The sequence below is a fragment of the Dactylosporangium aurantiacum genome (assembly GCF_000716715.1).
Classification (GTDB): Bacteria; Actinomycetota; Actinomycetes; order Mycobacteriales; family Micromonosporaceae; genus Dactylosporangium; species Dactylosporangium aurantiacum.
On record NZ_JNYJ01000047.1, the window covers coordinates 1 to 13,022 of the forward strand.

Genomic DNA, 13,022 nt, shown 5'->3' on the forward strand with positions numbered 1-13,022 from the left:
ATCCGCCGCGCCGCCCGCATCGCCGCCCGTACCAAAGCCGCCGACCTCCTCGCCGTCCACGTCATCCGCGGCGACGGCCTCGCCGGCGCCGACCCCGCGAACCTCGCCCGGCAACGCGTCCTCACCGAGACCCTCGGCGGCACCTACCACCAGGTCGTCGGCAACGACATCCCGGCCGCCCTGCTCGACTTCGCCCGCGGCGTCAACGCCACCCAGCTCGTCCTCGGCGCCAGCCGCCGCGGCCGGCTCGCCCAGGTGCTGTCCCCCGGCGTCGGCGTGACCACCACCGCCGAGTCCGGCTCCATCGACGTGCACCTCGTCACCCACGAGGAGGCCCGGCGCGGCCGGCTGCGCCTGAGCACCACCGGCGGGCTCACCCCGCGACGGCGCCTCGCCGGCGTCGCGCTCGCGCTGCTCGGCCTGCCGCTGCTGACGTTCGGTCTCACCGCCGTCCAGGCGGACATCTCACTGCCCAGCGACATCCTCGCCTTCCTGATGCTGACCGTCGCCGTGGCCCTGGTCGGCGGGCTGTGGCCGGCGCTGCTCGCCGCCGTCGGCAGCTTCCTGCTGCTCAACTACTGCTTCACCCCACCGGTGCACCGCTTCACCGTCGCCGAACGGGAGAACCTGTTCGCGCTGCTCGCGTTCGTCCTGGTCGCCGCCGCCGTGTCCACCGTGGTCGACCTCGCCGCCAGACGTACCAGAGAGGCCGCCAGGGCCCGGGCCGAGGCGCAGACCCTGTCCACCCTGGCCGGCAGCGTCCTGCACGGCGACCGGCCGCTACCGGCGCTGCTCGAACGCGTCCGTGAGGTGTTCGGCCTCACCAGCGTCACCCTCCTGCAGCGGCGTACCGGCGAGGACGGCGCCACCGGGCCGCAGCGGCGCACCGGCGAGGACGGCGCCGCCGGCACCTGGCGCATCGCGGCGAACGCCGGCGGCCAGCCGTGCACCGCACCCGCCGACGGGCAGACCGGGGTGCCGATCGACGACGAGCTGACCCTGGTGCTGCGCGGACCGACCCTCGCCGCGGCCGACCGGCGCCTCGTCGAGGCGTTCGCCGCGCACGCCGCCATCGCACCCCCCTCGCCTCCGCCAAGGCCGCCGTCGGCGGCCTGCGCAGCCACGACGTGGAGTTCTCCGCCGAGGACCGCGAGGAGCTCCTCGCCACCGCCGAGGAATCCCTCGACCGCGCCGCCGCCGGCGTCCGCATCCACATCCCCGACGAGCTGCCCGAGGTGTACGCCGACCCGGCGCTGCTGGAACGCATCCTCGTCAACGTCCTCGGCAACGCCGTGCGGCACAGCCCGGCCGGGCAGCCGCCGCTGATCAGCGCCAGCGAGCACGCCGGCCTCGTCGAGGTCCGCGTCATCGACCACGGACCCGGCATCGCCGCCGCCGACCGGGGCCGGATCTTCCAGCCGTTCCAGCGGCTCGGCGACCGCGACAACACCACCGGGGTCGGTCTCGGCCTCGCCCTGTCCCGCGGGCTCGCCGAGGCCATGGGCGGCCGCCTGGAGCCGGAGCACACGCCCGGCGGCGGCCTCACCATGACGCTCACGCTGCGGACGGCGCCGCCGGGATACGCCGACCCGGTACTGCTGCGGCGGCTCGAGGTGTACCCGCACCCGCACGGCACGCTGGAGGCCACCACATGACCCGCGTCCTCGTCGTCGACGACGAGCCGCAGATCCTGCGCGCGCTGCGGATCAACCTGCAGGCCCGCCGCTATGACGTCGTCGCGGCGGCCGACGGTACCCAGGCGATCGCCGCCGTCGAGGCCGAGCATCCCGACGTGGTGGTGCTCGACCTGGGGCTGCCCGACATCGACGGCGTCCACGTCATCCGGGCCCCGCGCGCCTGGACGCCGGTGCCGGTCATCGTGCTGTCCGGCCGCCGCAGCAGTACCGACAAGATCGACGCCCTGGACGCCGGCGCCGACGACTACGTCACCAAGCCGTTCGACATCGGCGAACTGCTCGCCCGGCTCCGGGCGGTCACCCGCCGCCACGGCCCCGCCGGCGAACCGGGCCAGGTCCGCATCGGCCGGTACACCGTCGACCTCGCCACCCGCGACGCCCGCCACGACGACGGGCACCGCCCACCTCGTCGGCCGCCCGCCGCTGATCGGCGTCGCCGACGGCCGGGCGCGCACCCTGGTGCGCCGCGAGTCGCTGACCGACCTGCTGTCCCGCGACGCCGGCCACCACGGCGCCTGGCGTGCCCGGCGACCCCGCACCGGCGCAGGTGCCGCTCGGCACGGGCCAGGCCGCCCCGCTCACCCGGCGCCTGCTGCACGAGCCCGAAGCGGAACCTGGCCGACGGCCGGCCGTCCGCGTCAGCTCAGCGGATCTTGACGCGTTCTTAACGCCGCTCGGGCGGTCAACCGGGCGGTGGCCGGGTGAGGATGGACCGGCACAGCGTTGACAGCGAAGGGAACCACGGTGGGGCAGCCGGCACAGCAGCAGATCTCCCGGCGCCGGCTCCGCGGGTGGCTGCTGGAGGATCTCAACGCCGAGCACTCCGGGCCGCACGCCAAACCGGGCGGCGAGCACCAGCGGCCGTGGTGGCAGGTGATGTGCCTGACCGGCCTGGACTACTTCTCCACACTGGGCTACCAGCCGGGCATCGCCGCGCTCGCCGCCGGTGCCGTCTCGCCGTTGGCCACCCTCATCCTGGTGTCGCTGACGCTGCTCGGCGCGTTGCCGGTGTACCGGCGGGTGGCCCGGGAGAGCCCGCACGGGCAGGGGTCCATCGCCATGCTGGAGCGGATCCTGCCGCGGTGGACCGGCAAGCTGTTCGTGCTGGCGCTGCTGGGTTTCGCCGCGACCGACTTCATCATCACGATCACCCTGTCGGCCGCCGACGCGACCGCCCACGTGCTGGAGAACCCGTACCTGCCCGCGGCCGTGCACGGCGAGCAGGTCGTGGTGACGCTGGTCCTGATCGCGCTGCTCGGTGCCGTGTTCCTGCGCGGCTTCAAGGAGGCGATCGGGATCGCGGTCGGCATCGTCGCGGTGTACCTGACGCTCAACGCGATCGTCGTCGCGGTGGCGCTGGAGCACGTCGCGGCCAACCCGCACGTGGTCGCGGACTGGCGGGCGCTGCTGAGCACCGAGCACCCCGACATCCTCGGCATCGCGCTGGTGGCGCTGCTGGTGTTCCCGAAGCTGGCGCTGGGCCTGTCCGGGTTCGAGACCGGCGTCGCGGTCATGCCGCTGATCAAGGGCGACGCCGGCGACGACCCGCGGCAGCCGCGCGGGCGGATCCGCGGCGCGCACCGGCTCCTGACCACCGCCGCCGTGATCATGAGCGTGTTCCTGGTGGCCAGCAGCTTCGTCACCACCCTGCTCATCCCGCAGCACGAGTTCGAGGCGGGTGGCCGGGCCTACGGCCGGGCCCTGGCGTACCTGGCGCACTCATACCTCGGCAACGGCTTCGGCACCCTGTACGACATCAGCACCGTGCTCATCCTGTGGTTCGCCGGCGCGTCGGCGATGGCCGGGCTGCTGAACCTGGTGCCGCAGTACCTGCCGCGCTACGGGATGGCGCCGCGCTGGACCCGGGCCGTGCGCCCGCTCGTCGTCGTGTTCACGATGATCGCGTTCCTCATCACCGTCGTCTTCGCCGCCGACGTGAACGCGCAGGGCGGCGCCTACGCCACCGGCGTCCTGGTGCTCATCACCTCCGCGGCGGTCGCGGTCACCATGTCCGCCCGCCGCCGCGGGCACCGCAGGTCCACGGTCGCGTTCGCCGCCGTCACGGTCGTGTTCGCGTACACCACCGTCGACAACGTCATCGAACGCCCCGACGGCGTCAAGATCGCCTCGCTGTTCATCCTCGCCATCGTGGCCACCTCGCTGCTGTCGCGCATCCTGCGCGTCACCGAGCTGCGGGTCACCGAGGTGCGGCTCGACCCGCTCGCGCAGCGCTTCGTCGACGAGGCCGCCGAGGAGGGCGAGATCCGCATCATCGCCAACGAGCCCGACGCCCGCGACGAGGCCGAGTACCGGGACAAGGAGTTCGAGCAGCGCAAGCACAACCACATCCCGGCCCGGACGTGGCCGCTGTTCCTCGAGGTCACCATCGGTGACCCGTCGGACTTCGAAGCGGCGCTGCACGTGACCGGCGAGGAACGCTTCGGCTACCGCATCCTGCGCATGACCAGCCCCACCATAGCCAACGCGATCGCCGCGCTGCTGCTGCACCTGCGCGACGACACCGGCGACCTGCCGCACATCTACTTCAACTGGACCGAGGGCAATCCCGTCGTGTACCTGTTGCGCTTCCTGTTCCTCGGCGACGGCGAGATCGCCCCGGTCACCCGCGAGGTGCTGCGCGAGGCGGAGCCGGACCCGCAGCGCCGCCCGCTGGTCCACGTCGGCTGACGGGCGTTAGGGACCTGACCGGCCGGGTAGGGCCCCGCTGGTCAAGGTCACGGTCGTCCCCCGGTGTGGAGGTCACGACATGCTCGATCGCGAACCGGCGTTCCGCCCGCCGCGCCTGCGCGCCGGCGCGCCGCCGCAGGCGTACACCCCACCGGCCCTGGACAACCAGACGCCCTGGCAGGAGCTGTTCCGGGCGCACACCGGCCAGATGGACTCCGGCAGCTGCCTCGACTTCGCCGTCGCCTACCAGGACGTCGCGCACACGAAAGGACTGCCCCGTGACTCACACTGACCGCGCAACGATCATGGTCGCCGACTATGACTTCGGCGACGTGGACATCGAGAGGGCCATCGCCGAGAAGGCCGGGTTCGAGCTGCAGGCGTACCGGTGCAAGACGGAGGAGGAACTCATCCGGTACGGCCGCGACGCCGACGCCATCCTCACCCAGTACGTGCAGATCAGCGCGGCCGCCATGGACCAGCTGCCGAAGTGCCGCGTGATCGCCCGCTACGGCACCGGCGTCGACACCGTGGACGTCGACGCCGCCACCCGCCACGGCATCCAGGTCACCAACGCGCCCAACGACTGGTGCGCCGAGGAGGTCGCCGACCACGCGATCGCCCTCTGGCTGGCCGCCGCCCGGAAGATCAACGAGTACGACGCGGCCATCCGCGCCGGCTCGTGGACCTGGCAGACCGGCGAGCCGATCTGGCGGCTGAGCGGGCAGGTCTTCGGCATCCTCGGCTTCGGGGCGATCGCCCAGCTCATCGCCGACCGGGCCCGCCCGTTCGGGGTCCGCCTGATCGCCCACGACCCGTTCGTGCCCGACGACCGCGTCCGCGCCCACAGCGTCGAGCCGGTCTCCTTCGACGAACTCGTCGAGACCTCCGACTTCCTCACCATCCAGGCGCCGCTGACCGCGGACACCCACCACCTGTTCGACCGCGCGACGCTCGCCCGGATGCAGCCGACCGCGATCCTCATCAACACCGCCCGCGGCCCCATCGTCGAGGACACCGCCCTCGCCGACGCCCTCACCACCGGCACCATCGCCGGCGCGGCGCTGGACGACCTGGAGGAGGAGCCGGCCAAGCACCGCGACTGGCGCCCCGACAACCCGCTGCTGCACCTGCCGAACACGGTCGTCACGCCGCACGCCGCGTACTACTCCGAGCAGTCCCTGCGCACGGTGCGCGCCCTCGCCGCCGAGGAGGCGGTCCGGGTGCTCACCGGCCAGACCCCGCAGTCCCCGGTCAACACCGTCAGCCGCTGACCACCGGCCGGGGCGTGAGCGGATGCGTGTTCAGACCTCGATGCGAAGCGAGGAGATCACGGCGTTCGCAGCCCACGAGCCCGCGTCGTCGCTTGACGGTGCGGCGTTGCGTTGATCCGTCGGCCCGGCGGAGCACCAGGACACCGTCGAAGGGCTCTTTCGGATGCCAGCCCACCCAGCCTCTGATGTACGAGGTTGGTGGCGTGCGTGCCGGCGACGGGTATCCGACATTGTGATACCCGGGTACCTTCATGGAACCTGAGTTCCATGAAGGTACTTCGTGGGGTGCTCGGGGTGACGGTGACGCTGGCGGCGGCGGTCCTGCCCGCGGGGTCGTCGCGGGCCGCGCTGGACGCCTACGGCTACACCAACTACGTGCGCAACGTCGCCACCCGCAAGTGCCTGGAGATCGGCGGCTTCAACACCCAGCCGTACGGGCCGGCCGTGCAGTTCAGCTGCGTCTTCGGCACGAACCAGGCGTGGGAGGTGTACCAGCGCGGCGGCGGCCTGCAGCTGCGCGCGCTGCACACCGCCAGCAGCGACTTCTACGCCTCCGGCTGCCTCGGGGTGCCCGGCGCCAGCACCGGGGACGGCGTGCTGGTCATCCAGATGGCCTGCGAGGAAGGCGACCACGTGCGCTGGCTGGAGGACGACACCCCGGTCAGCGCGCCGCGCGCGATCGCGGTGCTGTACGAGGGCAGCTTCACGCTGCGCAACGCGTTCAGCGGCAAGTGCCTGTCGGTGGCCGCCGGCAGCACCGCCGACTGGGCCCCGGTCGTCCAGCGCACCTGCGACGGATCCGGAGACCAGCGCTGGCAGACGGTCCCGTACCAGAACCCGTACGGATGAGCACGACGCCGCCGGCGCCGGGAGACGCCGCCGAGCCGGGCCTTCGTGCCGCCGGTTGCGGCGCCGCCCTCGGGAGTGCATCACCCCACAGTAATTGAGGGGTCACTATTTGGGATCGGCGACGACAGGGGTCGTGCATTGCGGCTATGTTGTCTACTTGCGCCAGGGGTGACGGTCCCGCGGCATCGGACCGTCCGGTCGCCTGGTGAACTGCACCGAATCACGCGGGGAGCAGCAATGACCCACGATCACGCGATCGTGATCAGCATGAATGCAACCTTCGCCGGCCGGCAGATCGCACTGCGTTCCATCGCCGCGTTACCGCAGGACGTGCCGGCCGCGGCCTAGCCGCCCGAGCGGCATCATCGCACCGCGCGACCACCGGTCCGCGCAAATCCGAGCAACGGCCCGCCGATCCAGCGCGCCGCCGGAGAAAGCCCGCGCACGGCCGAAACGCCTGCGTACCGCCGAACGGCCTGCCCGCTCGAACATCGGCGCGCCACTAACACCGGCCCGCCGCCGACATTTCGCGGCCATCACCATCGGCGGGCCGGCCGCCGCGCGCCGTCAATACCAGCGTGCCGTGGATACCCGCGCGGCGCGCACTCCGGACCTGGTCGCGCCCTGTCACCGCGTCGATGAATTCTGCGTGACCACGAGTTCGACATCGAATTCCATCGCACGCAAAGCATTGACATCAATCAATGATCGTGACTACGGTCGGATGCGAAAGCCGATAACGCAGCCCGGTGCACCGCGTCTCACACGCCGATAGCCGGGTGCCGAGCGCTGCATTCTCGCGCCCCGCCGAACCCCATCACGATGAGGAGCTTGTCCGTGCCCACGGAACTCGTGCCGATCTTCGCATCGGCGCCAGAATCGCCGTTCGCCGACGATCCGGTGGTGCAGCTGCGCTGCGACCCGGCGGCCCTGCCGGAGCCGCTCCGGCAGGACTTCACCGCACTGTCCGGCGACTTCGACAATCTCGCCGACGACCTGTGGCTCAAGTCAGAATATGTGTTCCGGCAGCGCCGCTTCGGCAGATTCGTGGTCGATCTGGAAACGGGGGCGACCGAGCCGCTGGAGGATCAGCCGTTCTATCAGAGCACCGATGTCAACCATTATGCCGGCGGTATTGAACGGCGGTTCGAATCGCTGGAGAAACGCACGCAGGACAACACGTTCCTGGCGGCGCTGATGCGCTCGGTGCTCGCCCTGCTGCCGGCGCGGGACCGCGACCGGGCCACCCGCTGGGAGTGCGGCGTGCACCTCATGCGCATCATCGCCCGGCCCGGCCAGCCCGGGTTTCCGGCGCCGGAGGGGATGCACCGCGACGGGCACGCCTTCACCGCGCTCACGCTCATGCGGCGCACCGACGTGGACGGTGCGGTCAGCCGCTTCGCCACGCCCGACGGCGCCGTCTACCGGGAGCTGGTCATGCAGGAGCCCGGCGACACCGTCGTGTTCCAGGACCCCAGGTGCATGCACGACGTGACCCCGATCGAGGTACGGCCGGGTGCGCCCGTCGGGGTGCGGGACATCTGCGGCTTCTCCGTGAACCCGGTCGAGGCGTGAGGCGGGGTGCACACATGCAGCTGACCGGAGCGACCGCAGGACCCGACATCATCGCCGACCGGTTCCCGGCGCACCCGCCGGTGCCGGACGACCGGCACATCCTCAGCGACGGCGTCGACCGGTACGTCGGCAACCACCTGCTCATCGACCTGTCCGGCGCGCAACGCACGGACGACCTGCGCCACGTCGAGGACGCGCTGCGCCGGTGCGTCGCGGCGGCCTCGGCGACCCTGCTCAACATCTACCTGCACCACTTCACGCCCAACGGCGGCATCTCCGGCGTGGTGGTGCTGGCCGAGTCACACATCAGCATCCACAGCTGGCCCGAGCGCGAGTTCGCCGCCATCGACATGTTCATGTGCGGCGCCGCCGAGCCGCGCAACGCGATCCCGGTGCTGCAGGAGGCGTTCGCGCCCAGCGGCATCGCGGTGCACGAGTACCGGCGAGGACTGGGGTGGGTGTGAGCATGGGCGACGCGACACGCGAGCAGATGGTCGAGGCGTACGTACGGGTCTGGATCGGCGAGCTGTGGAACCTCGGCGACCCCGCCGGTGGACGGGTCCTCGCCGAGGACTTCCACGACCACCGGCCGATCGAGCAGTTCCCCAACACCCGCGAGGGGCACATCGCGATGGCCGTCGACTGGCACCAGGCGTTCCCCGACATGACGTTCGTCATCGAGGACGTCATGGTCGAGTCGAACAAGCTGGTCGCCCGGTACCGCGCCGCCGGCACCCACCTCGGCGTGCTGTCCGGCATCCCCGGCACGGGCCGCGGCGTCGAGCTCACCGGCATCGACATCATGGGCTTCCGCGGCCGGGAGATCGTCGAGTGGTGGCACAACGAGGACATCAACGGCCTCATGTCCCAGATAACGGCGCCGTGAGCGGCACCACGACCGCACCGGCGGTCCCCGACCGCGACACCTTCGTCGAGCTGGACAGGCACGACCCGCTGGCGCCGCTGCGCGACCACTTCGACCTGCCGACGGACCTCATCTACCTGGACGGCAACTCGCTCGGCGCGCTGCCCGCCGGCACGCCCGCGGCGCTGGACGCCGTGGTCCGCGGGCAGTGGCGCAACGACCTGAACCGCGGCTGGACGCAGCACGGCTGGCTGCGGCTGCCGGTCACCGTCGGCGACGCGATCGGCGCGCTGATCGGCGCCGCACCGGGCCAGGTCGTGGTCGGCGAGTCCACCTCCACGAACCTGTTCAAGCTGCTGTGGGGCGCGCTCGCCCAGCGGCCCGGGCGGCGGGTCGTGCTGTCGGACACCGGCAACTTCCCCAGCGACCTGTACGTCGCCGATGGCCTGGTCAATCTGGTCAGCGGCGGGCACGAGCTGCGGGTCGTGCCCACCGACGACGTCGTGGCGCACCTCGGGCCGGACGTGGCCGTGGTCCTGCTCAGCCACGTCGACTACCGCACCGGCGAGATCCTGCCGGTACAGCAGATCACCGAACGTGCGCACGAGGCCGGCGCGCTCGTGCTGTGGGACCTGTGCCACAGCGCCGGTGCCATGCCGGTCCACGTCGACGAGTGGGGTGTCGACCTGGCCGTGGGGTGCGGGTACAAACACCTCAACGGCGGGCCGGGAGCGCCAGCGTTCATGTACGTGTCGCACCGGCTGCTGCCCCGGTTCACGCAACCGGTCACCGGCTGGATCGGCCACCGCGACCCGTTCGCGTTCGACCCGGTCTACCACCGTGACCCGTCGCCGGTGGGCCTGCTCAGCGGCTGCCCGCCGGTGCTGGGACTGGTCGCGCTGGAGCAGGGCGTGCGGCTGCTGCGCCGCGCCGACCTGCGGCAGATCCGGGACAAGGCGGTCGCGCTCACCGACCGGTTCGTACGACTCGTCGCGGCCCGGCCCGGCAACCGGCGGCTGGGGCTGCTCGGGCCGGCCGAGGCGCAGCGGCGCGGCAGCCACGTCTCCTACCGCCATCCCGCCGCCGAGGCGGTCGTGGCGGAGCTGCTGCGCCGCGGCGTGATGGTGGAGTACCGGCCACCGGACGTGGTGCGGTTCGGGTTCGCGCCGCTGTACGTGCGCTACGCCGACGTGTGGGACGCCGCCGCGGCGCTGACCGAAGCGGTCGCCACCGTCGAGACGGCCGTGAACGACGGAGGGCTGAGGCATGAGTGAGCTGGACCGGTTCGTCGAGGACCCGGCGCGGCGGGAACGCGCCGCCGACGTCGGGGACAGGATGCGCGCCGCCGGCGTCGAGTACGTGTACGTCCAGCACGTCACGGTCACCGGCCGGGTCGTCGGCAAGGGCATCCCGGTCGAGCACTGGCAGGACGTCGCCGACAGCGGCGTGCAGATGGTCTACGGCTCCGTCGCCGACCTGGCCGTCGACCGGCACGGACGCTACCTCGGCTACCCGCCGGAGGCCTCCGAGCTGGTGTCGGTGCCCGAGCCCGACACGTACGCGCAGCTGCCGTGGGACCGGCGGGTCGCCAGGGTGTTCGGCCGGCTGTTCCGCAACCGCGACGAGCGCACCGACCCCGGTGGCGTGCTCACCTCCGACTGCCGCGGCAACCTCGCCCGCCAGCACGAGGAGTTCCGCCGCCGGCACGACGGCCTGGAGCTGCGGGTCGGCACGGAGCCGGAGATGATGTGGCTGCGGCGCGACGCCGCCGGTGGCGTCACCGGCACGACCCGGCCCGACTGCTACCACATCGAGCAGTTCGAGACCCTGCGCCCGGTCACGCTGCGGGTCATCGAGTACGCCCGCGCGATGGGCCTGGACATGATCCAGGGCGACCACGAGGACGCCCCGGGGCAGCTGGAGCTGAACTTCAACTACGACGAGGTCCGGCGCAACGCCGACCGGCTCGTCACCTACCGGCAGATCTGCCGGCAGGTGGCCCGCGAGCACGGCCTCGTCGCGACGTTCATGGCCAAGCCGTTCGGCGGCCTGTCCGGCTCCGGCTGCCACCACAACATGTCGCTGTGGCAGGGCGGGCAGGACGGCGTCGCGGCCCGCGACGGCGACGGCGCCGCGCCGGAGGTCTCCGCCCGCCGGACCGGCGGCGTCAACGCCTTCCTGGACACCGCCGGCTCCCGGCAGCCGAGCAAGCTGGCGCTGCACTGCATCGGCGGGATCCTCGAGCACCTGCCGGCGCTCACCGCGATCGGGTCGTCGACCGTCAACTCGTACCGGCGGCTGCTGGACACCGGGTTCTGGGCGCCGGTCCGGGCGAACTGGGGCGTGCAGAACCGCACGTGCGCCGTGCGGGTCTCCGCGCCCGGCCGGGTCGAGTACCGGTCGGTCGACGCGATGGTGAACCCGTACCTCATGGGATCGGCGCTGCTCGCCGCGCTGGACGACGGCATCGCCCACGCCGTGGATCCGGGGCCGCCGCAGGACTCCAGCGCCTACGACGACCCGGGCGACCGCGGCGACCGGGACGGTTTCCCGCCCCGTGCGCTGCCGGAGAGCCTCGGCGACGCCCTGCGGGCGCTGCGGGCCGACGCCGTCATCAGCGGCGCGCTGCCGGGTGACATGTCCCGCGTCTACCACGACGTCAAACGCGCGGAATGGGAACGGTTCCTGGCCGTGCCGACCGCCTGGGACGTCGAGACGTACCTGGACTGCGTGCCCTGAACCGTGTCCTGAACCGGGCGGCCGGCGATGGCGGGTGAAGCGGGTTGCGGATCCGTCACGCATTGGAAGGATGCAGGGATGAAACCGGGTCAAACACGCGAAATCCAGCGGGAACCCGCTGCCCGTGACCGTGCCGCCGACCGGCGGGACCTGCTGCTGCTCAGCTGCGGCGTGGTCCTGCTGGCGTGCAACCTGCGTCCCGCCATCACCAGCCTCCCGCCGATCTTCCCCGAGATGCAGACCCATCTGCACCTGTCACTGACCGCCGTCACCGTCGTCGCCACCGTCCCCGTCCTGGCGTTCGGGGTGTTCGCGCCGGTCGCCGCGTCGTTCGGCCGGCGCTACGGCGAGGAGCGCACGCTCGCCGCCTCGCTGCTCGTGCTCGCCGGCGCGCTGGCGGCCCGGGCGGCGTTCCCCGGCGGCGCGCTGTTCCCGGCGACCGCCGTGTCCGCCGGCGCGATCGCCGTCATGAGCGTCCTGCTCACCAGCATGATCAAGCGCCGGCAGCCGCAGCGGACCGGGCTGCTGCTCGGCCTGTACCTGTTCGCGCTGTACATCGGTGCCATGGTCGGCTCGGCCGCCAGCGTGCCGCTGTACGAGGCGTCCGGCGGCTCGTGGCCGGTGACGCTCGGCGTCTGGTGCCTGCCGGCGGTGGTGGCCCTGCTGGTGTGGCTGCCGCAGACGTCCCGGCGCACCGCCCCGGCCGGCGCCGGCACCGCGGGCGCCGGCACCGTCTACCGGTCCCCGCTCGCGTGGCAGGTGGCGGCGTTCATGGGGCTGCAGAGCCTCATCTACTACAGCACCCTGTCGTGGCTGCCGAGCTTCTTCCGCGACCGGGGCGCCACCCCGGGGCAGGCCGGCCTGCTCGTGTCGATGCTCAGCATCGGCGGCCTGGTGACCGCGCTGACCACGCCGATGCTCGCGCAGCGGCGGGCCGACCAGCGCCTTCTGGTGGTCGCCGGGGTCGGCATCTGCGCGGCCGGGCTCGCCGGCGCGGTCGCGGCCCCGCTGAGCACCGCCGCGCTGTGGACCGGTCTGCTCGGGCTGGGCCAGGGCGGCGTGATGGGGCTCGCGCTCTACTTCACGATGGCCCGCGCCGGCAGCGCCGCCGAGTCGATCAGCCTGTCGGCGATGGCGCAGTGCGTCGGGTACCTCCTGGCGACGACCGGCCCGCTGCTCGTCGGGCTGCTGCACGACGCCACCGGCGGCTGGCGCTGGCCGTTCGCCCTGCTGTTCCTCCTCACCGCCGTCAAGCTCGCCGCCGGCGTGCTGGCCGGCCGCGCCCGCACCCTGCACAGCCCGGGAGCGGCGCCATGACCCGAAAGAAGGACCCCC

The 13,022-nt window shown here is 72.4% G+C and carries 11 protein-coding genes and 1 pseudogene; all 12 read left to right on the forward strand.

Annotated features, from left to right (window positions below):
- Nucleotides 1–1,655 (forward strand): annotated as a pseudogene (locus OP18_RS51605) (DUF4118 domain-containing protein); the annotation flags it as partial.
- Nucleotides 1,652–2,365, forward strand: a complete 714-nt coding sequence (locus OP18_RS62115) for a response regulator transcription factor (RefSeq protein WP_052388017.1) — start codon at nucleotides 1,652–1,654, stop codon at nucleotides 2,363–2,365. The pseudogene OP18_RS51605 and the gene OP18_RS62115, both read left to right, overlap by 4 nt.
- A 76-nt stretch (nucleotides 2,366–2,441) precedes the next feature.
- Nucleotides 2,442–4,385 (forward strand): APC family permease, encoded by a 1,944-nt coding sequence (locus tag OP18_RS39720; protein ID WP_033364363.1) that lies wholly within the window; start codon nucleotides 2,442–2,444, stop codon nucleotides 4,383–4,385.
- A gap of 79 nt (nucleotides 4,386–4,464) precedes the next feature.
- Nucleotides 4,465–4,677: a hypothetical protein gene (locus tag OP18_RS39725; RefSeq protein WP_033364364.1), complete on the forward strand. Its 213-nt coding sequence runs from the start codon at nucleotides 4,465–4,467 to the stop codon at nucleotides 4,675–4,677.
- The gene (locus OP18_RS39730) at nucleotides 4,664–5,659 is read left to right on the forward strand and encodes a C-terminal binding protein (RefSeq protein ID WP_033364365.1); all 996 of its coding nucleotides are present in this window, start codon (nucleotides 4,664–4,666) and stop codon (nucleotides 5,657–5,659) included. Before OP18_RS39725 ends, OP18_RS39730 begins: the two co-directional genes overlap by 14 nt.
- A gap of 267 nt (nucleotides 5,660–5,926) precedes the next feature.
- On the forward strand, nucleotides 5,927–6,508 hold the full coding sequence (locus OP18_RS39735) for an RICIN domain-containing protein (RefSeq protein ID WP_081971505.1): 582 nt from the start codon (nucleotides 5,927–5,929) through the stop codon (nucleotides 6,506–6,508).
- An 837-nt stretch (nucleotides 6,509–7,345) separates the two neighbouring features.
- Entirely contained in the window at nucleotides 7,346–8,083 is a 738-nt protein-coding gene (locus OP18_RS39740; protein WP_162189888.1) for a 2OG-Fe dioxygenase family protein, read from the forward strand.
- 14 nt (nucleotides 8,084–8,097) lie between these two features.
- A complete protein-coding gene (speD, locus tag OP18_RS39745; RefSeq protein WP_052388018.1) occupies nucleotides 8,098–8,547 on the forward strand; it encodes an adenosylmethionine decarboxylase in 450 nt (149 codons plus the stop codon).
- A 2-nt stretch (nucleotides 8,548–8,549) separates the two neighbouring features.
- Nucleotides 8,550–8,969 (forward strand): ester cyclase, encoded by a 420-nt coding sequence (locus tag OP18_RS53705; protein ID WP_052388019.1) that lies wholly within the window; start codon nucleotides 8,550–8,552, stop codon nucleotides 8,967–8,969.
- Nucleotides 8,966–10,222 (forward strand): kynureninase, encoded by a 1,257-nt coding sequence (kynU, locus tag OP18_RS39755; protein WP_211273820.1) that lies wholly within the window; start codon nucleotides 8,966–8,968, stop codon nucleotides 10,220–10,222. The genes OP18_RS53705 and kynU overlap by 4 nt, the downstream gene beginning before the upstream one ends.
- Entirely contained in the window at nucleotides 10,215–11,687 is a 1,473-nt protein-coding gene (locus OP18_RS39760) for a glutamine synthetase family protein (protein WP_033364368.1), read from the forward strand. Before kynU ends, OP18_RS39760 begins: the two co-directional genes overlap by 8 nt.
- 78 nt (nucleotides 11,688–11,765) lie before the next feature.
- Entirely contained in the window at nucleotides 11,766–13,004 is a 1,239-nt protein-coding gene (locus OP18_RS39765; protein WP_052388020.1) for an MFS transporter, read from the forward strand.
- The last annotated feature ends 18 nt before the right edge of the window (nucleotides 13,005–13,022 follow it).

What these genes read in the sequence shown, in the direction of transcription:
- OP18_RS62115 (WP_052388017.1), top strand. Translation starts at nt 1,652, where the DNA reads ATGACCCGCGTCCTCGTCGTCGACGACGAGCCGCAGATCCTGCGCGCG.
- OP18_RS39725 (WP_033364364.1), top strand. Translation starts at nt 4,465, where the DNA reads ATGCTCGATCGCGAACCGGCGTTCCGCCCGCCGCGCCTGCGCGCCGGC.
- OP18_RS39735 (WP_081971505.1), top strand. Translation starts at nt 5,927, where the DNA reads ATGAAGGTACTTCGTGGGGTGCTCGGGGTGACGGTGACGCTGGCGGCG.
- speD (WP_052388018.1), top strand. Translation starts at nt 8,098, where the DNA reads ATGCAGCTGACCGGAGCGACCGCAGGACCCGACATCATCGCCGACCGG.
- OP18_RS53705 (WP_052388019.1), top strand. Translation starts at nt 8,550, where the DNA reads ATGGGCGACGCGACACGCGAGCAGATGGTCGAGGCGTACGTACGGGTC.
- OP18_RS39760 (WP_033364368.1), top strand. Translation starts at nt 10,215, where the DNA reads ATGAGTGAGCTGGACCGGTTCGTCGAGGACCCGGCGCGGCGGGAACGC.
- OP18_RS39765 (WP_052388020.1), top strand. Translation starts at nt 11,766, where the DNA reads ATGAAACCGGGTCAAACACGCGAAATCCAGCGGGAACCCGCTGCCCGT.